This is a genomic window from Nonomuraea sp. CA-141351 (genome assembly GCF_050944675.1).
Lineage (GTDB): Bacteria > Actinomycetota > Actinomycetes > Streptosporangiales > Streptosporangiaceae > Nonomuraea.
Genome location: NZ_CP191982.1, coordinates 399,117 through 421,812, shown reverse-complemented (window position 1 = coordinate 421,812; position 22,696 = coordinate 399,117). Strand labels below are relative to the sequence as shown.

General features: G+C 67.8%; 21 protein-coding genes. 10 read left to right on the top strand and 11 right to left on the bottom strand.

Annotation, left to right across the window (positions count from 1 at the left end; genetic code table 11):
- Positions 1–4: 4 nt before the first annotated feature.
- Complete coding sequence (locus ACQPWU_RS02120; RefSeq protein ID WP_433436570.1) at positions 5–817, bottom strand: methyltransferase domain-containing protein; 813 nt, start codon at positions 815–817, stop codon at positions 5–7.
- Between ACQPWU_RS02120 and ACQPWU_RS02115 the strand changes: the two genes are divergently transcribed.
- Positions 810–1,214, top strand: coding sequence for a MerR family transcriptional regulator (locus ACQPWU_RS02115; RefSeq protein ID WP_433436568.1), 405 nt, complete (start codon positions 810–812; stop codon positions 1,212–1,214). The two genes, ACQPWU_RS02120 and ACQPWU_RS02115, sit on opposite strands and share 8 nt — an antisense overlap.
- A gap of 110 nt (positions 1,215–1,324) precedes the next feature.
- Complete coding sequence (locus ACQPWU_RS02110; protein ID WP_433436566.1) at positions 1,325–3,721, top strand: heavy metal translocating P-type ATPase; 2,397 nt, start codon at positions 1,325–1,327, stop codon at positions 3,719–3,721.
- 50 nt (positions 3,722–3,771) lie between these two features.
- On the opposite strand, the gene ACQPWU_RS02105 is transcribed toward ACQPWU_RS02110, so the two are convergent.
- Positions 3,772–4,332 carry a C40 family peptidase gene (locus tag ACQPWU_RS02105; protein WP_433436564.1) on the bottom strand — a complete coding sequence of 187 codons (561 nt, stop codon included), beginning with the start codon at positions 4,330–4,332 and terminating at the stop codon, positions 3,772–3,774.
- A 521-nt stretch (positions 4,333–4,853) separates the two neighbouring features.
- Here ACQPWU_RS02105 and ACQPWU_RS02100 point away from each other — a divergent pair.
- The 5 genes from ACQPWU_RS02100 (at position 4,854) to ACQPWU_RS02080 (ending at position 10,514) form a co-directional block, all read left to right on the top strand.
- A complete protein-coding gene (locus ACQPWU_RS02100; protein WP_433436562.1) occupies positions 4,854–6,461 on the top strand; it encodes an ABC transporter substrate-binding protein in 1,608 nt (535 codons plus the stop codon).
- Positions 6,461–7,459 (top strand): ABC transporter permease, encoded by a 999-nt coding sequence (locus ACQPWU_RS02095; protein WP_433436560.1) that lies wholly within the window; start codon positions 6,461–6,463, stop codon positions 7,457–7,459. Before ACQPWU_RS02100 ends, ACQPWU_RS02095 begins: the two co-directional genes overlap by 1 nt.
- A complete protein-coding gene (locus ACQPWU_RS02090; protein WP_433436558.1) occupies positions 7,456–8,307 on the top strand; it encodes an ABC transporter permease in 852 nt (283 codons plus the stop codon). The genes ACQPWU_RS02095 and ACQPWU_RS02090 overlap by 4 nt, the downstream gene beginning before the upstream one ends.
- On the top strand, positions 8,304–10,013 hold the full coding sequence (locus tag ACQPWU_RS02085) for an ABC transporter ATP-binding protein (protein WP_433436556.1): 1,710 nt from the start codon (positions 8,304–8,306) through the stop codon (positions 10,011–10,013). The genes ACQPWU_RS02090 and ACQPWU_RS02085 overlap by 4 nt, the downstream gene beginning before the upstream one ends.
- Positions 10,014–10,085: 72 nt before the next feature.
- Entirely contained in the window at positions 10,086–10,514 is a 429-nt protein-coding gene (locus ACQPWU_RS02080; RefSeq protein ID WP_433436554.1) for a hypothetical protein, read from the top strand.
- A gap of 119 nt (positions 10,515–10,633) precedes the next feature.
- Here ACQPWU_RS02080 and ACQPWU_RS02075 read toward each other — a convergent pair whose 3' ends face one another.
- The 6 genes from ACQPWU_RS02075 to ACQPWU_RS02050 form a co-directional block, all read right to left on the bottom strand.
- Positions 10,634–12,925 (bottom strand): xanthine dehydrogenase family protein molybdopterin-binding subunit, encoded by a 2,292-nt coding sequence (locus ACQPWU_RS02075; protein ID WP_433436552.1) that lies wholly within the window; start codon positions 12,923–12,925, stop codon positions 10,634–10,636.
- On the bottom strand, positions 12,922–13,884 hold the full coding sequence (locus ACQPWU_RS02070) for an FAD binding domain-containing protein (RefSeq protein WP_433436550.1): 963 nt from the start codon (positions 13,882–13,884) through the stop codon (positions 12,922–12,924). The genes ACQPWU_RS02075 and ACQPWU_RS02070 overlap by 4 nt, the downstream gene beginning before the upstream one ends.
- Positions 13,881–14,375, bottom strand: coding sequence for a (2Fe-2S)-binding protein (locus tag ACQPWU_RS02065; protein ID WP_433436548.1), 495 nt, complete (start codon positions 14,373–14,375; stop codon positions 13,881–13,883). The genes ACQPWU_RS02070 and ACQPWU_RS02065 overlap by 4 nt, the downstream gene beginning before the upstream one ends.
- A 513-nt stretch (positions 14,376–14,888) precedes the next feature.
- On the bottom strand, positions 14,889–16,352 hold the full coding sequence (locus ACQPWU_RS02060; protein ID WP_433436546.1) for a multicopper oxidase family protein: 1,464 nt from the start codon (positions 16,350–16,352) through the stop codon (positions 14,889–14,891).
- A 78-nt stretch (positions 16,353–16,430) separates the two neighbouring features.
- Positions 16,431–16,805 (bottom strand): hypothetical protein, encoded by a 375-nt coding sequence (locus tag ACQPWU_RS02055; protein ID WP_433436544.1) that lies wholly within the window; start codon positions 16,803–16,805, stop codon positions 16,431–16,433.
- A gap of 141 nt (positions 16,806–16,946) precedes the next feature.
- Positions 16,947–17,123: a hypothetical protein gene (locus ACQPWU_RS02050; protein ID WP_433436542.1), complete on the bottom strand. Its 177-nt coding sequence runs from the start codon at positions 17,121–17,123 to the stop codon at positions 16,947–16,949.
- Positions 17,124–17,201: 78 nt separating this feature from the next.
- On the opposite strand from ACQPWU_RS02050, the gene ACQPWU_RS02045 reads away from it, so the two are divergent.
- Positions 17,202–17,786 carry a TetR family transcriptional regulator gene (locus ACQPWU_RS02045; protein WP_433436540.1) on the top strand — a complete coding sequence of 195 codons (585 nt, stop codon included), beginning with the start codon at positions 17,202–17,204 and terminating at the stop codon, positions 17,784–17,786.
- A gap of 224 nt (positions 17,787–18,010) precedes the next feature.
- Positions 18,011–18,763, top strand: coding sequence for a (2Fe-2S)-binding protein (locus ACQPWU_RS02040; protein ID WP_433436538.1), 753 nt, complete (start codon positions 18,011–18,013; stop codon positions 18,761–18,763).
- A 16-nt stretch (positions 18,764–18,779) separates the two neighbouring features.
- On the opposite strand, the gene ACQPWU_RS02035 is transcribed toward ACQPWU_RS02040, so the two are convergent.
- The 3 genes from ACQPWU_RS02035 to ACQPWU_RS02025 form a co-directional block, all read right to left on the bottom strand.
- Entirely contained in the window at positions 18,780–19,382 is a 603-nt protein-coding gene (locus ACQPWU_RS02035) for a DUF305 domain-containing protein (RefSeq protein ID WP_433436536.1), read from the bottom strand.
- A gap of 152 nt (positions 19,383–19,534) precedes the next feature.
- Positions 19,535–20,170, bottom strand: coding sequence for a DUF305 domain-containing protein (locus ACQPWU_RS02030; protein WP_433436534.1), 636 nt, complete (start codon positions 20,168–20,170; stop codon positions 19,535–19,537).
- A gap of 75 nt (positions 20,171–20,245) precedes the next feature.
- Entirely contained in the window at positions 20,246–20,674 is a 429-nt protein-coding gene (locus ACQPWU_RS02025; protein ID WP_433436532.1) for a hypothetical protein, read from the bottom strand.
- A gap of 423 nt (positions 20,675–21,097) precedes the next feature.
- On the opposite strand from ACQPWU_RS02025, the gene ACQPWU_RS02020 reads away from it, so the two are divergent.
- Complete coding sequence (locus tag ACQPWU_RS02020; RefSeq protein WP_433436530.1) at positions 21,098–22,528, top strand: MFS transporter; 1,431 nt, start codon at positions 21,098–21,100, stop codon at positions 22,526–22,528.
- Positions 22,529–22,696 lie beyond the last annotated feature (168 nt).

The following is a 22,696-nucleotide window of genomic DNA, read 5'->3' as shown; positions in this document are numbered from 1 at the left end:
TGCGCTATTCCCCTGATCGTGAGGCTGACGCCACGAAGATGGGCAGCGCCAGGAACATGCGTCCCGACCGGGCTCGCTCCGTCTGCTCGGTCACCCAGGCCGTTTCTTGTTCGGGCGTGATGGCTCCCGCGACGCGGGCGCCCTCCGCGATGCCGGTGAGCATGGGGAGCATGGCCGCGTCGGTGAAGACACCGACGTGTGCCTCCACCTGGACGTCCTGAAAGCCGGTGTCGAGCAGCAGGTTGCGGTAGCGGCGGGCCGCACGTGGGTTCGGGTTCATGTCAGCGCGTGCGTGCACGATGGTCCTGGTCAGTGCCGGGTCGTCGGAGTCGATGATGAAGGTGTCCCAGTCCTGCCCGATGAGCACGATGCGCCCGCCTGGAGCGAGCACCCGCTTGGCCTCCTCCAGCGCCTTGGCCGCGTCGGCGAGCTCGTGGTACACCTTGTCGGCCCGATACCCGGCGACCTCCCCGTCTTCTAGTGGCAGGTCGAAGGCATCGCCGATTCTGAAGTCGGCCTGCGGCCAGCGGTGGCGGGCTGCCGCGATCATCTCTTCGCTGACGTCCACGCCGATCGCTTTCATCCCACGTTCCTCTAGCTCGTCGACCGCGCGCCCAGCGCCGCAGCCGACATCTACCACGGCCGCGCCGTCGTGAAGGGTGAGCAGGTCGTACGAACGCGCGCGCAATGCGACAGCCCCGGGCAACGCGTCGGCGACGTCGAGCAGCCGGATGAGGGATTCCATCTGGTTGGTTTTGGACATGTGAGCCAGCATGCGACTTAATGTCGACATGAAGTCAAATGCGACCATGAGCATCGGCGACATCGCCGAGCGGTTCGGACTGGCCACGCATGTCCTGCGGCACTGGGAGGCAATGGGCCTGCTCAGGCCGGTCCGTATCGGTGGCGAGCGCCGCCGCTACGGGCCTGACGACCTCTACCGGGTGGCCGTGATCCTGCGCGCCAAAGAAGCCGGGTTCAGCCTGGAAGAGATCCACGAGATGACGGCCACCTCGGACGCAGCGGAACGGCGTGCTGTCCTGCTGCGACGCCGCGCAGAGCTCGCCCGGCACATCGCCGAGGCGCAGGCCTCGCTCGAGCTCATCGACTGCGCGCTGGACTGCGATCACGAGGACTTCACCAGTTGCCCTCATTTCCAGTCCATGGTCGCGGAGCGGATCTCTCTATCGCCTCCGCCACACGTACGGGTGTGAGCCAGGCTCTTCGAGGTCGGCATACGGCGCCTCAGGGCCGATGACTACTATTACTAATGGTAGATCGAGCGCTTCTACGAGCACGCCACCGGGCGGGTGTGGGGGGAACCATGACGACCGGGGATTCCAAGGATCGCAGCACGGCGGTTCTCGACGTGAGCGGGCTGCAGTGGGCCTCGGAGCAGCAGGTCGTGCGTGCTGCCCTGAGCCGCCGCCCTGGCGTGATCGAGGCCGAGGTGAACCCGGTCGGGCAGACCGCCACCGTGGTGTTCGATCCGAGGGCCACGTCCGTGGCCGAGCTTCGCCGCTGGATACAGGAATGCGGCTATCACTGCGCGGGGCAGTCCGTACCGTCGCACGTCTGCGATCCCATGGCAGAACCCGATCCGCCAGTCGGCGAGCATGCGCACCACACCGCTTCGGCCGTCCGGGAGGCACCTGCCGAGCATGGAGAACACGTCGGCCCTGCGGCGGGTCCGTCGCCGCACGAGATGATGGGGCACGGGGGCCACGGCGCCATGTCGATGGAGGCCATGGTGGCCGACATGCGTAACCGGTTCGTGGTGGCGGCCGTGCTGTCGGTCCCGATCCTGATCTGGTCGCCGATCGGCCGCGAGGTGCTGGGACTGGACGTGCCGGCGCCCTTCGGGCTGCGCGAGGACGTGTGGGCGCTGCTGCTCAGCCTGCCGGTGATCTTCTACTCGTCGTGGATCTTCTTCGACGGCGCCGTACGGGCGTTGCGGGCGCGCACGCTGGACATGATGGTGCTGGTCGCCGTGGCGATCGGGGCGGGATGGCTGTACTCGTTGTACATCACGCTGACCGGCGGCGGCGAGGTGTTCTACGAGGCGGCGACCGTGCTGGCGGCGTTCGTGCTGCTGGGGCACTGGTTCGAGATGCGGGCCAGAGGCGGCGCCAACGACGCGATCCGCGCGCTGCTCGACCTGGCCCCGCCTCAAGCGGTGGTGATCCGCGACGGAGAGCAGGTGGAGATCCCCACGGCCGAGGTCGTGGTCGGGGACGTACTGCTGATCCGTCCCGGCGCGAAGATCGCCGTCGACGGCGAGGTCGTGGAGGGCGAGAGCGAGGTCAACGAGTCGATGGTCACCGGCGAGAGCCTGCCGGTGCACAAGGCCCCAGGCTCCGCGGTGGTCGGCGCGACCATCAACAAGAACGGCACTCTACGGGTACGGGCCACCAAGGTTGGCGCGGACACCGCCCTGGCTCAGATCGTCAAGCTCGTCCAGCAGGCCCAGAACTCCAAGGCCCCCGGGCAGCGCCTGGCCGACCGGGCTGCGTTCTGGCTGGTCTTCGTCGCGCTCATCGGCGGCGCCCTGACCCTGGCGGTGTGGCTACTGGCGGGCGCGGCGGCCGGTACGGCGATGTTGTTCGCCATCACCGTCGTCGTGATCACCTGCCCGGACGCGCTCGGCCTGGCCACCCCAACCGCGATCATGGTGGGCACCGGTCTGGGCGCCAAGCGCGGCGTGCTGTTCAAGAACGCCATGGCACTGGAGACCGCGGCCCGCATCCAAACCGTGGTCATGGACAAGACCGGCACCCTGACCAGGGGCGAGCCCGAGGTCACCGATGTGATCGTCGACGGGCTGGAGGAGGCCGAACTGCTGCGGCTGGTCGCCGCCGTCGAGCGGGAGTCCGAGCACCCGCTGGCCGAGGCCGTGGTCCGCTACGCCGACTCGCACGCTCCCGGCGTCCTGCAGGCCACCAGGTTCGAGAACGTCCCTGGTCACGGTGCGACGGCTCAGGTCGACGGACGCCGGGTCGTGGTGGGCAACACGAAGCTGATGCAGGTCGAAGGCATCGACCTCGGCGTGCTGACCTCCCGGCGCGAGGAACTGGCCGCCGGCGGGCGCACCGCGGTCATCGCCGCCGTGGACGGCCACGCGTCCGGGGTGATCGGTATCGCCGACGCTGCCCGCGACAGCTCCGCGGCCGCGGTGGCAGCGCTGCACGAGGCCGGCGTGGAGATCGTCATGCTGACCGGCGACAGCGAGGCCACCGCCCGGCGGATCGCCGATCAGCTCGGCATCGACGCGGTGATCGCCGAGGTGTTGCCGGGCGACAAGGCCGACAAGATCACCGAGCTGCAGCGCGGCGGGCGCAAGGTCGCGATGGTCGGCGACGGCGTCAACGACGCACCAGCGCTCGCCCAGGCCGATCTCGGCATCGCGATCGGCGCCGGGACCGACGTCGCCATCGAGACCGCCGACGTCGTGCTCATGCGATCCGACCCGCTCGACGTGCCGACGGCGCTGGCCATCGGCCACGGCACACTGCGCAAGATGCGACAGAACCTGGGCTGGGCCATCGGCTACAACACCATCGCGCTGCCGATCGCGGCCGGCGTCTTCGAACCCGCCTTCGGCCTCGTACTGCGCCCAGAGATCGCCGCCCTGTCGATGTCCGGATCGAGCTTCATCGTCGCCGTCAACGCACTCGCCCTCAAAGGGCTCCGCCTGCCCCGCCCTACCACTGCCGGAGACTGAGCGCCGACTTGACCGTAACCCGCCGCTTGCGCACGCCAGGGGCCTCGCGATCAGCTTCTCACCCTCACCACCCCAGCGAGATTGCGCGTGTGGACGGGAACGATTTTGACGACGTCCCCCGTCCGCGGCGCTTGGATCATCTTCCCGTCTCCCCAGTAGATCGCGGCATGCGAGATGTAGCCGGGGTTGGTGGGGTCGAGCCGCCAGAAGATCAGGTCGCCTGGGCGCATCTGCGAGAAGGGAACCTTGGGTCCACTGGCGAACTGCCGGTGCGTCACGCGCGGCAGCCGCACTCCCGCCTGCCCGAAGGCCCACTGGATAAAGCCAGAGCAGTCGAAGGCGTCGGGCCCCTCAGCACCCCAGACGTACGGCGCGCCCAGTTTGCCGGCGGCCGCAGCCAGGGCCACGCTGATCCGGCTGGTCGGAACAGGCTGACGGCGGGACGAAGTGAAGGTGGGCTTGAGCACGACCACTTGGGTACCCCGAGGCAGCGCCTTCCGCAGCGCGTCCCGTATCTGGGTCGAATCTGCTTCGGGGGCATTGATCAAAAGCGCGTTGTCCCGGGGAAAGCCAAGTGTTCGGGCCATGCTCTGAGACACGACAGCATCCACGGCGTCCAACCCCATAGTGGCGTGCGCACCGACGCGTACGACCCGCCCTTGACTGTTCACCCTGCTCCCTGGCGTGAGACCTCCATCGGTGCCGAGACCGAACGAGACGGCCACCTCCCCGGCGGCCACGCGTTGCCAGAGGCCATCTGAGACCGCCGTCGGCTTAGGTGTGTAGGCCCGAAACGTAGAGGGGTTCACTGGGCTTCCCCGCCGCCATTCACGGATCCCAGATGCCCGGACTGGCCGAGCCCACGCAGGGCTATGCACGCATCATCACGGAGTACGCCGAGCAGGGCTAATCGCTGGAGTGAATATTAGGCGGCATAGTAGAGTCCGCATCCATCCCATACAAGAGCTCCGACCGAAGAAGTCCTGGCTGACGTATCATCCCAGCTCAACGTGAATCATGGTATTTACACAACGGACTCTTGCATCTACGTAACAGACCTATAGAGTCACGTGCAACGCGCGCCCTCCCCGATGGGGTCATCTTGTACCTCATATACCCCCCGGAGGTTTTGTTGTACCACCGAACCGCGGCTGCACTGCTCTCCCTCGCGCTCCTGACGGCATGTGGATCCAGCACCAGCACGACACCCACCGCGCCCGGCACCCAGCAGACGAAGAGCATCACGATCGCCATCTCCTCGGATGAGGGCACGCTCACGCCGTTCACCAACCAGACCGGTTACCCAGGCAACAACCTGGTGAAGCTGCTCTTCGACACGCTGGTCATCGTGCGGGGCGACGGCGTCACACCGCTCCTGGCCAAGGAGATCAAGACCTCTGACAACAAGACGTTCACCATGCCGCTCCGGCCAGGCGTCACCTGGCATGACGGCAAGCCGCTCACCGCCGACGACGTGCTGTTCAGCGTCGAGTTCTATCGCAAGAACATGGAGGGCGACTCCTCGATCGACGTCCGCCCGATCGAGGAGGTCAGCGCGAGCGGCGACACCGTGACCATGACGCTCAAGGCGCCCGATCCCGAGTTCCCCCGCCGAATCCTGGCCGACATGGCGATCCTGCCCAAGCACCTGTGGGATTCGGTGCAGAAGGTGAGCGCGGCTGGGGCGGACAAGGCCGTCGGCAGCGGGCCGTACAAGCTGAGCCAGTATGACAACGCCCGCGGCTACACCCTCACCGCCAACCCCGCCTACGTCCTGGGCAAACCGAAGGTGGACTCGATCAAGGTGGCGGTGATCCCCGAGGAGTCCACACAGTTCGCCGCCCTGCGGACCGGCGAGGTGCACATGTCGGCGCGCATCGTGCCCCCGCAGCAGCTCGCGACGCTGGAAAGGCAGCCGAACATCGGAGTGGTCAAGGGCACCGAATTCGCCTCCACGCTGCTGGTGTTCAACACGACCAGGCCGCCGTTCGACCGGCCCGAGGTACGACGGGCTCTGGCCAAGGCCATCGACACGGGAGATCTGGTCAAGACGGCGCTGCTCGGCCAGGGCACGCCTGGCAATCCTGGATTCATCCACGCGGAGTCGCCCATCAAGGGCGACCAGCTTCCGCCGATCTTCGACGCTGAGGCGGCCAAGCGCGAGCTCGACGCTCTCGGCGCCAAGCCTGGACCGGACGGGATCCGGGTGCTGGAAGGCAAGCCCATGTCGTACGAGCTGCTGGTGCAGAGCACCTCCACCGATCGGCTGCGCAGTGCTGAGCTGATCCGCGACATGCTGAAGAACGTGGGCGTCGCGGTCAAGGTCACCTCGCTCGACTCCGACTCCCTCGACGCCAAGGTGTGGCCCGACTACGACGTCCGCAAAGGTCGCAACTACGACATGTCCATGTGGGGCTGGTCCGCTCCCGTCATGCTCAGCAGCGGCACCATTGCCCAGCTCCTGGCCTCCGACCCGGACGACGGCAGCCTGAACGTCGTTGGCTTCAAGAACCCTGCCGTCGACGACACCATCACCACCATGACGGCCGCCCCCACTATGGAGGCCCGCACGGAGGCGGCCAAGAAGCTTCAGGCACAGATCGCAGAGCAGATGCCGTTCCTCACCCTGTACTACCGCAACGGCGCCTACGCCTTCCGCAAGGACATCTACAGCGGCTGGACCTGGCAGAACGGCGCCGCCGCGCTGAACAAGTTCTCCCTCGTCGACTACCGCCTCTGATGACGGCGATCCAAGCCGGCCGCCTCCGCTACCCCCGCTACCTCGCCGGCAGGCTGGCCGAGTACCTCACGGTGCTGCTGGTCGCGCTCACGCTCAACTTCGCGCTGCCCCGGGCGCTGCCCGGCGGCCCGCTCAAGCTGTTCGGCAGTCCGGAGGCGCTGGCCAGGCTGACGGCCGACGAGCGGGCGCAGATCGCCACGCAGTACGGCTTCGGCCGACCGCTCCCCCAGCAGTTCCTCGACTACCTGACCGGCGTGTTCACCCTGGACCTCGGCACCTCGCTGTCGGATGGCCGCTCGGTCACCCAGGCGCTGGCGGACGCGCTGCCGTGGACGCTCCTACTGGTAGGTACGAGCACCGCGGTCACCGCCGTCCTCGGGGTGACGCTGGGCGTGGCGGGCGCCCTGCGCCGGCGCCGGGGCAAGGGCTCCGGGCTGCTCGGTGCCGCCGTGGTCGCCGACTCGATCCCCCAGTTCTGGCTCGGCATGCTGCTGATCGTCCTGTTCGGGGTGAAGCTGCAGCTGCTGCCCACGTATGGCGTCTCCGGGCCCGAAGGGGTGACGCTCAGCGGGGTCCTGCAGCACCTGATCCTTCCGGTGACGACGCTGACCGTCACCGGCATGGGCTACCTGTTCCTGTACACGCGCTCGTCGCTGCTCACTGTGCTGACCAGTGAGCCGGTGCAGCACGCGCACGCCCGCGGGGTGCCGTACGGCAGGCTGGTGCGCAGGCACGCCCTGCGCCCGGCGCTGTTGCCGGTGCACACGATCCTCATGTTGGAGATCGGTTTTCTGGCCGCCGGGGCGATCGTGGTCGAGACCGTCTTCGCCTATCCCGGGCTCGGACGGCTCACGTTCGACGCGATCACCGCCCGCGACTACCCGCTCATGCAGGGCGCCTTCCTGGTGCTCACCGTGATGGTGGTCCTCATGAACGCGCTGGCCGACGCGACGTACCCGCTGCTGGATCCCCGCGCCAGAACCGGAGACCGGAGATGATGTTCCTCAAAGCGCCGCGCCGTAACCTGCTCGGCGCGCAAGGAATGATCGGCGTAGGCGTCCTCGTCGCGATAGTCGCCATCGCGACGTATGGAGTCACCTTGCCCGACGGCGCAGGGCGCGAGCGCGTGGCCGAGCCGTACGCGCCACCACGGGCAGGCTTGCCGCTGGGTTCCGACGATCTCGGCCGAGACCTGCTCGACCAGCTCATCGTGGGCGCCGGCACGTCCCTGGGCCTGGCCTTCATCGTCGCCGCTACCACCACCCTGCTGGCCGCGATCATCGGCGGCGCCGCCGGGATCGGGCCGCACTGGCTGTCGGTCACGCTGATGCGTGGCGCGGACGTCCTGCTGATCCTGCCCGAGCTGATCCTCTACATCCTGGCCGCCGCGTTCCTCGGCCAGTCGTTCGGCGTCAGGGCCGCGATCCTGGCCCTGATCCTGTGGCCGGTGCCCGCCCGCGTCCTGCGAGCCGGGGTGCTCACCGCCTGGTCGCGCGGCCATCTGGAAGTGTCGCGGGCCATGGGCGCACCTGCCTGGTGGCTGCTGGCCCGGCACGGCACGTACCTCATCGGGCCGCTGCTCATCCCGGTCTTCGTCCGCACCGCGAAGGTCGCGATCATCTACGACGCCACCCTGTCGTTCCTCGGCCTCGGCGACCCGACCTCGCCGAGCTGGGGCACCACGCTCTACTGGGTGCAGACCAACGGCGTCTTCCTCTCCGACGCCTGGCTGTGGTGGGCGCTGCCGCCGGGCGCCGCCATCACGCTCACGGTGCTCTCCCTAGCCCTGATCGGCGTCGCAGCGGAGGAACGGCTCAACCCGGCCCTGCGGGAGGCTGCCCGATGACCCTGAAAGTACGCGACCTGACCGTCCGCTACGGCGGCCTGGCAGCCGTGGAGAAGATCGACCTCGACATCACGGACGGCGAGATTCTGGCGCTGGTCGGCGAGAGCGGCTGCGGCAAGACCTCTCTGGCCCGCACGCTGCTCGGACTCCTCCCTGCCACAGCACAGGCCAGCGGGTCCGCGCTGCTGGGCGAGCACGAGTTGGTCGGGCGCATGGACTGGAGCGGGGTTCGCGGGACCCGCATCGCCACCGTTCCTCAGGGCGCGATGACCGGACTCAGCCCTGTGCACCGGATCGCCGCACAGTTAGCCGAGATGCTCACCCTGCACAGCGGCACGGCTCAACCTGCCGACCTGCTCGACCGGGTTGGACTGGCACGGGCAATGCTCAGGTCCTATCCTCACGAGCTGTCCGGCGGCCAGCGCCAGCGGGTAGCCATCGCGCTCGCCCTGGCAGGGGAGCCGGACCTCCTGGTCGCGGACGAGCCCACCACAGGACTGGACGCCATCACCCAGCGGCAGATCCTCGCCCTACTGGCCGAGCTCGGCACCAGCATGCTGATCGTCTCGCACGACCTGGCCGGGCTGCTGCCATACGCCGACCGCATCGCCATCATGTACGCGGGCCGCCTCGCTGAGATGCGTCCGGCCCGCACGCTCTCCCCCTACACCGCTCACCCCTACACCGCGGGGCTGCTCACCGCGACCCCGGTCGCCGACCGCCAGGTCGCGTGGGGCAGCATCCCTGGATCCGCCCCGGCTCTCGGCCACGCCCTGTCCGGCTGTGCCTTTACGACGCGCTGCCCGCTCGCCATCGACCGCTGCCGCCAGGAGACGCCCCCGCTGGTCGCACAGGGAGAGGCGCAGATCGCCTGCCACCGTCACACGGAACCGGAACGCCCCTCCTACCCGAAGGTGCCACGTGCTGACGGCACCTCAGGAAGCGCCGTCGTCACCGCCTCGGGAATCCGGCACACCTACCGGACTCGCTCCCGAGTCGTGGACGCACTTCGCGACGTCAACGTGGAGATCCGCGCCGGCGAGATCGTCGGCCTCGTGGGCGAAAGCGGATCCGGCAAAAGCACACTCGCCCGGATCCTGCTCGGCCTCATCAAACCGACCGCAGGTCGCGTCACCCTCGAAGGCCAGGAGCTGACGGCCCGCCGGGGCCGCGCCCTACGGCACCTGCGGCAGCGCGTCGGCTTCGTTCATCAGGACCCCTACGACGCACTCCACCCCGGGATGCGCGTCGCGGCGCTCGTGGCCGAGCCGATGGCGGTGGCCGGAGTGCCCCGTCGTGAGCGGCTCGCCCGCGTGCGGGAGTCGCTGGCCGCCGCCGGGCTGCCGGACGACCCCGAATTCCTCGCCCGCTTCCCTGGTCAGCTCTCCGGCGGCCAACGCCAGCGGGTGTCCATTGCCCGCGCCCTCGCCTCCGGTTCTGTACTGCTCATCGCGGACGAGGCCACCTCCATGCTCGACGTCTCCACCCGGGCGAGCATCGCCACCACGCTCCGCTCCCTGGCCACCGACCACGGCCTCGCCGTCCTGTTCGTCACCCACGACCTGGGCGAAGCCGTTCAGTCCTGCGACCGCATCCTGGTTCTCCAAGCAGGCGAGATCGTGGAGCACGGCCGCGCCGAAGAGGTTGCCCGATCCCCCGCCCACACCTACACGACCCAGCTCCTTCAAGCATCCATGCCCCTATGAACCGTGGGTTCGCCCGCAGGGGCGGACGGCATGGGGAGCCCACCCCATATCTCGTACACTAATGTACGAGATATGGGTGAGTTAGGGATCGATACAAGGGTCGTCGTACTGGCATCAGGGGCGATCTTCCTGTGGGCGCTGCTGCTGGGCGTCTGGAAATACCGGCAGATGATGACGAATACGGATCACCAGGCACACTTTTACGTCGACACCGCCCATCGGGCGGCCCTTCTGTACGCGTTCGCCACCCTGTTGGTCGCGGTCTTCGTCGAGTTCGGCGCGTGGAACGTCGTGGTCAACCTCATGGCGTCTGGCGCGATGATCCTGTTCTTCGTGGCCGCGATCGGCACGTATGTGTACCACGGCTGGCGGCGCGACACCGATAACCAACTGCGCGACCGCGCTCCGGGCACGAGCGTGTTCATGATCACGCTCATCGTCGCCGAGGTGGGCGGCTTCGCGGTCCTTCTGGCCGGGTTCGTCCGTGCCCAACTCTTGTGAGTCCATCCCCAACAGTCGTGTCAGGGATAATCGCCCCCGAAGCGCCCTATCTCCGGCGCACCAACACGACCCAACTCCTGCATGCGTCCATGCCACATGAGCGGCCTGGCGCTCGCACGCTACATCAGCTTGTCAGGTGTGATGGGCAGGGTTCGGACGCGTTTGCCGGTCGCGTGGTAGACAGCGTTGGCGATCGCGCCCGCCACGCCCACGATGCCGAGCTCGCCGATGCCCTTGGCGCCGAGTGGGGTCTGCGGGTCAGGCCGGTCGACGAAGCGGATCTCGATGTCGGGCACGTCGGCATGGGTCGGCACGTGGTATTCAGCCAGGCTGCGGTTGACGATCCGGCCCGTGCGCTCGTCGAGCAGCGTCTCCTCGGTCAACGCCATGCCGATGCCCATGATGATCCCGCCACGCATCTGGCTGGCGGCCTGCTTGGGGTTGACGATCCGGCCGCCGTCGAACGCCCCGACCCACCGCGTGACGCGTACCTCACCGGTGTCCTCGTCCACTCGTACCTCGCAGAAGTGCGCGCCGTAGGTGTAGGTGCCCCGCTTGATGGTCTGGAACGGCAACGCCGACCTTCCCTCCACCTCCACGGCCTCCAGGCCGGCCCTGGCCAGGATGCGCTCGTAGCTCTCGCCCCTGCGTGAGCTGATCAGGAACAGGCCGCCGTCGCGGGTCTCGACCTCGCTGGACGGTCGTCCCGCCAGCGGCGAGTCGGTGTCGCGTACCAGCTTGAGCAGCTCGCGTACGAGGTTGTCGCGGGCGGACCAGATGGCCGAGCTGAGCGTCGTCGTGGCGGCGGAGGCGCCGGGGATTCGCGTCTTGGCCACGTCGGAGTCGCCCTGTTCGAAGCGGATCCGGTCGAGGGGCAGTCCGAGGCGGTCCGCCGCGGCCTGGCTCTGCGCCGTCGAGGTGCCAGCGCCCAGCTCGTTGGTGCTGCTGTGGATGGTCACGGTGCCGTCGGTGGTCAGGCGCAGCTTCACTCCGGCGATGAGTACGGCGTCGGGATTGATCGCCGCGGCCATGCCGTACCCGACGAGCCAGTGGCCGTCGGGGACCGCGCGCGTCGTGGGTGGGCGCGATGACCACCCGAACGCGTCGGCACCGAGGGCGTACGCCTCGCGCAGGTGGCGGCTGGCGAAACGGATGCCGCTCGCCGGGTCGCGTTCCGGCTCGTTGCGGAGGCGGAGCTCGAGCGGATCTAGGCCGAGCCGCCAGGCCAGCTCGTCCATGGCCGACTCCAGGGCAAAGGATCCGGGTGCGACGCCCGGGCCGCGGAAGAAGGCGTTCTGGATGCGATCCAGGCGCACGACCTGCTGAGTGGCGTGCAGGTTGGGGCAGGCGTACAGGTGGCGGGAGGCGATGGCGGCCGCCTCGGCGAATTCGTCGGTGGTGCACGAGGACAAGGCGTGGTGTTCCAGTGCGGTGAGCCGGCCCTCGGCGTCGGCGCCGAGTGAGACGCGACTGCGTGTCGGGGCCCGCCCGCCGGTCATGGTGAAGACGTCGGCGCGCGAGAGGACAAGTTTGACGGGCCGGCCGGAGAGCTTAGCCGCCGCCACGGCGAGCGAGACGTGCGGCCAGGCGCACGTCTTGCCACCGAAACCACCGCCGATGAAGGGTGACAGCACTTGTACGCGTTCTTCTGGGAGGGAGAACTTCTTGGCCAGCATCTCTTTGACGCCGTATGGGTACTGCGAGGTGTCGTGGACCGTGAGCCGGTCACCCTCCCAGTGCGCGAGAGTGGCGTGCGGCTCCATCGCGTTGTGGTGTTCGAGCGGCGTGGTGTACTCGGCCTCGACCACGGCCGCGGCGCTGGCGAGCGCGGCGCGGGCGTCGCCGAGCTTGGTGACGGGCTCTTCCAGTACGGCGTGCGCGGGCGTGAACGGTTTCGCTCCGATCATCGAAAGAGTGGCCCGCTGCGGCCGGTAGTCGGCGTGGATCAGTGAGGCCGCGTACCTGGCCTGTTCCAGGGACTCGGCGACGACGACCGCAATGGGCTGGCCGTACCAGAAGATCTCGTCGGTGTTGAGCACGGGCAGGCTCATCGCGGCTGCGCCGAGCGGGCCCCGGAGGGTGGCGTAGGCGGAGGTGCGCTTCATCGCGGGCGCGTTGTGGTGCGTCATCACCAGCAGCACGCCGGGCGCCGGAGGGATGTGGATGGTGGTGATGCGGCCCTTGGCGACGGTGCTGCCGACCACGACGGCGTAGGCGAGGCCCGGCAGTCGGTGGTCTGCTGTGTACTGGACGGCGCCAGTAGCCTTGGCGTGGCCGTCCAGCCTGTCGGCGGGCCGGCCGATCTCGCCGAGACCGTGGGCCAGGGGGTCCGGCTTGCCATCGGGGAGGAGCCTGCCCAGTTTGCTCATCGCCTTGCTGGCGAGGGCGAAGCCGCGTGAGGCGAGGCTCATGAGACGGCTCCTTTCAGCGCTCGGTAGATCAGGCGTCTGGCCAGTTCGGGCTTGAACGCGTTGTGCTGGAGCGGGCGGGCGTCCGCGAGGGCCTGCTCGGCTGCCTGGTGGATGAGGTTGTCGTCGAGTGGCGTGCCGGTCAGCAACCGTTCGGCCTCGTACGCGCGCCACGGCTTGTGCGCGACGCCGCCGAGCGCGATGCGAACGGAGGCCGCCTGCCCGCCCTCCATCCGTACCAGTACGGCCACGCTGACCAGCGCGAAAGCGTAGCTCGCCCGATCTCGGACCTTGAGGTAGACCGAGTACCCGGGAAGGGCAGCCGGCAAGTCGACCGACGTGATCAACTCGCCGGGCCCGAGCACCGTCTCGACGTGCGGAGTGTCTGCGGGGAGGCGGTGGAAGTCCGCGAGCGGTACGGGGTCGCGGCCGGCGATGTTGACTTGGGCGTCCAGGGCGGCCAGGGCCACGCACATGTCCGACGGGTGCACGGCGATGCAGCTCTGGCTGGCGCCGAGGATGGCATGCATGCGGTTGAATCCGTCCAGGGCGTCACACCCGGCGCCCCGGTCGCGCTTGTTGCAGGCCGAGTGGCGATCGTAGAAGTAGCCGCAGCGGGTGCGCTGCAGGAGGTTACCGCCCACCGTCGCCCGGTTGCGCAGTTGCGGCGAGGCACCGTTCAGGATGGCCTGGGCCAGCACGGGGTAGCGATCGCCGATCCGGGCATCAGCGGCCACACGCGTATTCCGGGCCAGGGCGCCGATCCGCAGCCCGCCACCTGGCAGATCCTCGATCCCGGCCAGCGGCAACCGGCTGATGTCCACTAGACACTCCGGCGTCTCGATCCCCGCCCGCATCAGGTCGACGAGGTTGGTGCCGCCCGCCAGGTACTTGGATTCAGTGGTGGCCACGTCGATGACCGATGACATGTCGGTGGCGGTGACGTACGAGAAGGGCTTCACCGGCTGACCTCTCTCACGGCGGCGAGGATCCCGTTGTGGGCGCCGCACCGGCACAGGTTCCCTGCCAGCCGCTCCCTGATCTCGGCGTCCGTAAGGCTTGACGCGCCCACGGCGCTCGGCACTCCGGCCTCGTACTCAGCAAGCATGGCCACCACAGAGCAGATCTGACCCGGCGTGCAGTAGCCGCATTGCAAGGCGTCGTGACGCACGAACGCCTCCTGCATCGCCCGACCCGCCTCGGCGAGCCCCTCGATGGTCGTGATCTCTGCGTCCTCGCATTGGGCGGCGAGCACGAGGCAGGAGTTGACCCGCTCCCCGTCCAACAACACCGTGCAGGCACCGCAGGCGCCCTGGTCGCAGCCCTTCTTGGTGCCGGTCAGGCCGAGGTGCTCGCGTAGACAGTCGAGCAGGCTGACGCGGGTGTCGAGCTCCAGTTCGTGACGGTGGCCGTTCACCGACAACCGCACCTTTATGGACGTTTTGCTAGGCACTAGACCCTCCTTGGTATGGGCGGAACCCCTTGGTACGCAACCCCAGATGCGGTGGTGAGCCAGGCGCTCTCAGCCTTCGCATGGATCCGAGTCCGAGTAGGCGTCCGGCGGTGAGGTCGTTGACCAGCGCACCACGCAGGCCTGGCTGGGAAGCGGCACGCTCCAGTTCCTCGGCAGCGGCGTCCGGGCTTGGGGTGGGCAGCGCCATATTGATCACTGTGACGTCAAGGACCAGCATGAACTGGCCAATGCAGAGCAGCACCAGAGCGGTCAATCGCCGCGAATTTGGTGGCGCTTGGATGGCTGTGTCAGTCACGAGAGCCTTCTAACTCGAACATGCCTGTACGAGTTACTGTAGCCATTGATTGCCAAGGAGCCGAACATGCATGTACGAGTTCCTCCGCGACGAACGGCTCATCGTCCAAGGGATCGATATGTTCCTGTCGTACTACCGGACATGAGCGCCCGCCGCCCGGAGACAGACGGCGAACGCGTCGTGACCGCCTTGCTCTGTCAGAGCTGCTGGTAGCCGAGCAGCGTCATCATCCCCGACTCGGCGTGATAGATGTTGTGGCAGTGGATCATCCAGACGCCTGGATTGTCGGCGTTGAAGTCAACCTCCAGCGTCTCGTTGGGCAGCACGATGGCGGTGTCCTTACGGGCACCGCTCGGCAGGGCGAAGGTGTGGCCGTGCAGATGCATGGGATGCCACATCATCGTGCGGTTGACGAACGACAGCCGCACCCGCTCCCCAGACCGCACCGGGTAAATGCGGGCGGGATCATACTTCTTGCCGTTGATGGCCCAGTCGTAGGCCATCATGCTGCCGGAGAGCTCAAGCTTGATGGTGCGATCCGGTCGCTTGGGCGCGAGCCGTAGCGACTCCCGGGGCATGAGCTGGTCATAACTGACGACCTCGCCGTCCAATGTCCGAGGCCGGAGGCCGGGGCCGGGAGCAGCCGTCCGGCCGCTGGTGCGGATCAGGCCCCGAGCCACCGCCTCCTTCCCCTCGGCCAGCGCAACCAGGGGAAAGACTCCGTCCTTCAGCGTGACCAGCACGTCGTAACGCTCTCCCATACCGATCAACACCGCGTCGGATTCGACGGCCTGTACGGGGAAGCCGTCGGTGTGGGTGACCGTCAGCCGGTGCCCGGCCAGTGCGACGCGGAAGGCGGTGTCGCCGGCGGCGTTGATGAGGCGGATGCGCAGGCGAGCGCCCGGCCTGGAGCGAAAGGTCTGCGGCTGGGAAGGGATGCGCCCATTGAGGAGGAAATGCGGGTACCGTACATCGCCCGCGTCGCCACCCAGCAAGGGACTCGTGGCCCCCATGAGCATGTGCTCGCCCATGCCTGCGTGGTCCATACCCATGCCGCGTGAGAGCTCGGCGAGCACCTCGTCGGGGGTTCCGGTGACGCCGTCGAGCCAGTCATCCAGGACCACGATCCACTCCTCGTCGTAGTCCAGCCGCTCGAGCGGGTCGTCGACTATGAGCGGCGCATACAGCCCCCGGTCCAGCTGAGTTCCAGAGTGTGGGTGGAACCAGTACGTGCCGGGATGGGACGCAGTGAACTCGTAGACGAATTCGGATCCCGGCCTGATCGGCTGCTGGGTGACGCCCGGCACGCCGTCAGCGTCATTGCGCAGCGCCAGTCCGTGCCAGTGGATGGAGGTGTCGACGGGCAACCGGTTGACGAGCGTTGCCCGTACCCTCTCCCCCAAGGTGACACGGATGGGGGTGCCGGGGATCCGACCGTCGTAAGCCCACGTACGGACCACAGGGCCACCGAGGTCTGCCTGGCTTTCCGCTGCGGCCAGCCGGAAGCTTCTTATTGCGCCCGGACGCCGAGCCTGCTCGGCGGCACGCACTTCGGCGCCGCTCGGTCTGACGAAGGCGGGCGACGCATTCCCACCACACGCGGTGAGCGCCGCTCCACCGAGCAAGCCGATCCCAGCCTTCAGCAGGGTACGTCGATCCATGTCCATGATTGATGCCTCGCTTGATAGGTCGTGCCCAGGGATGACTGCGAACCCGGACCGGTAGGCCCGGGTTGCGCTCTAGATCCGGAGGACGACCATGCGCGTGAGCAGAGGTAGCGGCGGCCCGCGCCCCAGATCCGGCCAGAGGCGCACGCGCGAACCGACAGCGGTCAGGAAGTCGAAGACGGCGACGAAGAGGAGACGCAGCAGCCAGGCCATGCCCAGGCCCAGGACGGCCAGGCACATCCAAACCGACGTGGCGGGTTCGCTCGGGGCGTGTCCTGACTCGGCGCCGACGCTGAGGGACGTTTCTGCGGCGTGCACCAGGTGAACCCCATGGCTCGGGGAGGAGAGATGCCCGTCGAGGTGCCCCACCGTGTGCATTGCTGCGACGCCCGTAGCGAGAAGCATGAGCAGCAGCAGGCGCTGGGCTGCCTGCCACGCTCGTGTCATGCGACAGATACTACGGCAATGCCTACTATCACTCACCGGCGGATACCCATAGAGCGCCTTAACATGCTGGTCAAGGGCATATCGATCTCTACTAGGAAGAGTCGTAGAAGACTCTTGACAACTTCCGTCGATGAATCGAACTCATTCAGCGTGGTTGAGATGGAGATCAAGCCCATCCGCTCGAAGCGAGCAGAACGCAGGCGCCTCGGTGTGGCAAATCACCACCGTGGTGTCGACCGCGTCGAGCACCTGGGCCAGGCAGAGCGCGATCAGGGCGAACACATGTTCGCGCGTCCATACGAACTCTCGCGTCTCCATACCCCTCCCTAGAATGAACACTCGCTCATACAGTATGAGCGAGTGTTCATTCTGGCAAGGCGAGTAAAGTTCGGAGACATGTCACCGCGTGGCGTCACCATCCCCGAAGTACGGCAGCAGCTCTTCGACGCCGCCGAGCAAGTCCTGCTGCGCGAGGGCCCCTCCGGGCTGACCGGCAGAGCGATCACCCGCGAAGCGGGCGTCGCCACCGGGCTGCTTCACAACCACTTCGGCGACCTGGACAGCTTCCTGGCCGCGCTCTTCGTCGACCGGGCGCAGACAGCGACGCGGCGTCTGCAAGATCTGCCCACTCGGGCCGGAACGGCGACCGTGGCGGACAACCTGATGGCGGCGCTCGAGATGCTGTTCGCCGGAAACCTGTTGGCGCTGGCCGGACTCGCGCTGGCCAGGCCGTCCATCGTGCCCCGCCTGGGTGAGGCGCTCGGCGAGGGCACGCTGGAGCTGGACGCGGGCGAACGGCTGTTCGCCACCTACCTGGAGGCCGAACAGCGGCTCGGCCGTATCCCTGCCGACGCCGACACCGCCTCACTGGCCCTCGCCCTGGTCGGCGCGGCACACCAGCTACTTCTCACCCGCGGCCCGCACGCCCCGGACCTACGCGAACGCATGCGCTGCGTGGTCACCGCACTCATCGAGCGCTGAAGCGCGGCCTACGAGATCTCGGCCAGCTCGTAACCGGCTTCCTCGACGGCCCCCTCATCGCAGCGTCGTCGATAGGCGCTTCGCATTCCATATAGACCAGCCGGTGGCGAGGTCCTCCTGCATATCCGTAACGCCGGCGATCTGGCGACCCCAACGCTTCCTACGGTATACCCGTTACCGGTATGATCGCCTACTATGGCGATACGTAGTGCGGCTCCGCTGTGATGGATGTCTTTTCGCGGCTGGAGTCCTTCGGGGAGCGCTTCCGGCTTGCACGTGGCCTGGCGTCGCACGACGACTGGATCGCCTGCGACCGGCTGCTCGACTCCTCATCGGAGGAGCTTTCGCGCGTACTGGAGGCCGAGCGCGTGGCCAGCGGTCAGAAATCTGATCACGCCACCGCACTGACGGTCATGGCCGTGTACGCGGGAACGGTGACCGCGTCCGCGCTGCTTGCATGGGCGCTCGACAGGGCGGTCGTGGACATGCGGCCGCACAACGTCGCCATCCGGCTTTCCGAGCACCACGGGTTCGAGGCGGTCGCGCTACGCGAGCCGCGCACCGTGGAGGCGCCCGTTGAGACACTTGTCTCCTGGGTGCTCGGTGAGCATCTTCTCCCGCTCGCGCGCGCCATGCGTGCGCGGACCCGGGCGGGCTTGCGCCAGCTCTATGGCGGAGTGGCGCACGGGTGCGCGGCGGCATTCTGCATCGCCAGTCGGCGCGGCGGCGACGTCGACCTGCTGCAACGGGCCTACGAAGAGTTCCTCGCCGCCTCCACCGGTGGCCTCGAAAAGCTCGGCGAAGTGATCAGACTGCGAGAGGGTGATCGCGAAGGGCTGTTCTACCTGCGCAACACGTGCTGCCTGTACTACACCTCCGACGAGGCGGTGAAGTGCTCCAGTTGCTGCCTGGACAGCGTGGAGGACCGCGTGGCCGCCTACCGCCGGGTTCTGGCGGATGGAGTGGTCCCCCACTGAGGTCGAACCCGTCGCGCTACTGAAGCCGATCGAGGATCTTCCGCATCTGTTCCACTTCGGCCTGCTGGTCGGTCACGATCGTGCCGGCCAGCTGCTTCGCTTGCGGGTTCGTCCCTCGCGCCTGCTCGGCGCGGGCCATGGCGATCGCGCCCTTGTGATGACGGATCATCATCCGGAGGAACTCCTTGTCGAAGGCGGAGCCCGTGGACGCCTTCAGCCTCTCCATGTCCCTCTCGGACATGCCTCCTGGCATCCCAGGCTCCATCGTTCCTCCGGTCGGCATCGGCTTGCCCCAGGCCTTCAGCCAGCTCTGCATCGTTTGGATCTCCGGCTCCTGAGCAGCCTTGATCTTCGCCGCCAGGTCCTTGACCTCCTTGTCGGATGCCCGCGTACCGGCCAGGTCGGCCATCTCGACCGCTTGCCGGTGATGCTGGAGCATCATCTGCGCGAACATCACGTCCGCCTCGTTGAAGTCGGCGCTCGGCTGAGCGCTCGACGTCGTCATGACAGGGGCGGCGTTGGACACAGCAGTCGTATCCTGGCCCGCCGTCACGCTGCCACAAGCAGAGAGGACCAGCGTTCCCGTGACCAGTGCTACAGCACGCGGCTTGGTGATCATGGTCTCCGTACCCCCGACCGCAGGACGTCACCTGCGAGTAGACCTAAGCTGACCAGCCCACACCTTCCCTGGAACGGTCCTCGCTACCGTGCTCCCTCTCGCACCGACGGTCCCGGTCGGCTGCCCGGTGGCCGGGCAGCCGACAGTCATGCCTAGAGCCGCTTGAGGATCTTCCTCATCTGCTCCACCTCGGTCTGCTGGGCGGTCTCGATGGTCTTGGCCAGTTCCTTGGCCTCGGGATTGGCCCCCTGGGACTGCTCGGTACGCGCCATCTCGATCGCCCCGTTGTGGTGAGCGATCATGAGCTGGGCGAACTGCTTGTCGAACGCCGCGCCCTTGGCGTCCTCCAGCTTCTTCATGTCCTCCTCGGACATCATCCCGGGCATGTCATGCCCCATCCCGTCGTCCATGCCCCCGGACGGCATCGGCTTGCCCCACGCCGCGAGCCAGCCCTGCATGGTCTGGATCTCCGGATCCTGAGCCGCCTTGATCTTCGCCGCCAGGTCCTTGATCTCCTTGTCCGAGGCCCGCGTGTCAGCCAGCTCAGCCATCTCAACCGCCTGCTGATGGTGCGGGATCATCATCTGCGCGAACATCACGTCCGCGTCGGTGAACGTCGCGCTCGGCTGGGCACTCGCCGTCGTGGCGGCCGGAGCACTGCTGGACATGGTGGACATGTCGTGACCGCTCATGGAGTTGTTATCCGTGCCGCCGCAAGCGGTCAGCAGAGCCAGCGCAGCACCCGACGCGACGGCGGCGGGGGAGAATTTCCTGATATTCGTGAACATGGTTGTCTCTCTGGTAAATGGCGTACATGAGCCGACATCTCGGACGACCGGAAGGTCGTCCGAGGATGGTTCGGCCTATATACGCATCACCGAGAGCCCCGCCAGAGCCGGCGCCAGGCGACGCGGGGGCGGCCTGGCCACCCGACCAGCCCACGGCGCCCTGCCGGGCGAGCCGCCCAGCCACCGCCGCCCCGCGACCCACGTCACCACGATCAACAGGGCGACAACAGAGGACAGCACGGCCAGGCATACAGCGGTCGGATCGAGCCACGGCATGCTGGGCGTGTCCGCGGCTGGGACCGTCCCGACGAGCTCAGCGCGGCGCTCCGTGCCGCCGTGTGCACTCACGTCCAGGGACATGGTGTACGAGCCGAATGAGGCAGTCTCACTGTGGTGGGAGCTGAGGTGCCCGAGCGTGTGCATGCCCCAGACACCCAGCACCAGCATGACCGGCAACAGCCATCGCCGGCATGGGAGGGGCAACCGCTGAGCCCGCTTGCCCATACGCCCCCTCCTCAGAACATGCCGCCAGCAATCAACACCTGATAGCGCCACACAGGTTCGTCCGACTACGTCTGATAGTACCGAGATACGCAAAGCCGAACGCTCAGGTTCATTAGGGCCAGCCGCCGCCTGGGGCTGTCCAGCTCGCTGAATCGCCGCTTGTGCCTGCACCCTGCCTACCTGCACTGCACCGCTCAGAGCGGCATGCCACGATCCAACGCCCCACCCGGAGGGGACGAGGCATGTACAACGCAGCATCCGCCACGGAAAGTCCCTCTTGACACATACCCCCCGGGTGTATATATCTCTTCTCCTATACCCCCTATAGGTATAGAGGTGCGACATCCAGCCGCATGTCTCCCGTACGGGGCAAAGTTGATCTCTATACCCTACCCCGGTAGGGCAAAGCCCGGAGAGTGCTCAATGTCCCGACCATCACCGCGGCGCTGGACGGCCCTGGCCCTGATCGCCACGGCCCAGTTCATCGTCATCATGGACACGTCGATCATCGGCGTGGCCCTCCCCCACATCCAGGAAGACCTCGGCTTCTCCCAGCAGAGCCTGTCCTGGGTCTTCAACGCCTACGTCGTCGCCTTCGGCGGCCTCCTGCTGCTCGGCGGCCGCCTGTCGGACCTGTTCGGCGCCCGAAGACTGTTCGGCGCCGGCTGGCTCGTCCTGCTTGTCGGTTCCCTGGTCGCCGGCATCGCCCCCGAGGTTTGGGTCGAGCTGACCGGTCGCGCCGTGCAGGGCGTCGGCGCGGCCCTGATCGCACCGTCCGCGCTCACGCTGCTGATGATGCTGTTCGGCCACGACCCCAAGGAGCTCACCAAGGCCCTCGCCCTGTACGGCGCGGCCGCTCCGGCGGGCGGCACCGCAGGGGTGTTCCTCGGCGGCGTCATCACCGAGTACCTGAGCTGGCCGTGGGTCTTCTACATCAACATCCCCATCGCGCTCGCCGCGCTGCTGTCCACCGCACCCCTCATGCCCGCCGCCCAGCCTCAACGCGGCACCATCGACGTCACCGGCGCGCTGACCGTCACCGCCGGCCTGGGCGCCGCGGTCTACGCCATCGTCCGGGCCCCCGAGGTCGGCTGGGGCTCGGCACAGACATGGCTCGTACTGGCCGGCGCCGTGGTACTGCTGGGCGCGTTCGTCGCCATCCAGGCCCGCCGCCGCCAGCCGCTCATGCGACTGTCGATCTTCCGCACCCCGAACCTGGCCGCCGCCAACCTGACCCAGCTGTTGCTCGGCGGAGCCTGGATCCCGATGTGGTTCTTCCTCAACCTCTACCTGCAGCAGGTCCTCGGCTACAGCGCCTTCCCCAGCGGCGCCGCCCTGCTGCCCATGACCGTCCTCATCATGCTCGGCATGATCGTCCTGGCACCCCGGGCCATCAACCGGTTCGGCCCCAAGACGACCACCGTCACCGGCCTGATCCTGCTCGCCGCCGGGATGGCCTGGCTGTCGCTGATCAGCCCCCAGGGCAGCTTCGCCGCCGACGTCCTGCCCGCCAGCCTCGTCGCCGCACTCGGCATGTCGCTGGCCTTCATCCCCTCCCTGGGCACCGCCATCTCCTCAGCCCGTCCCGAGGAGGGCGGCCTCGCCTCCGGCATCGTCAACACCAGCTACCAGGTCGGCTCCGCCCTCGGACTGGCCGCCATGACCGCCGTCGCCGCCGCCAACGGCTCAGGCCAGCTGGGCAACCTCCCCGCGCTCACCGGCGGCTTCTCCGCCGCATTCGTCGGAGCCGCCGGTATCGCCGGCGTCGGCGCCCTGCTCGCCGCGGCAACCCTGCGCACGCGCAGGACTGTACACACCGAGCCCGCCGACGAAACCGCCGTCACGCAGAGCTAACCGTATGCGAACCGTCGGACGACTTTGCCGCCCGCTGGAAGACCATCCGCCCTGGAAGATGGGCCAGCCCAAGCTGATCATTCGAGACAACTCTCCGGCCGCCGCCCACCGCTGACGGACCGCGCCCGGCTCCCCGAGCATGGGAGCCGGGCGCCCGCACGTGAACGC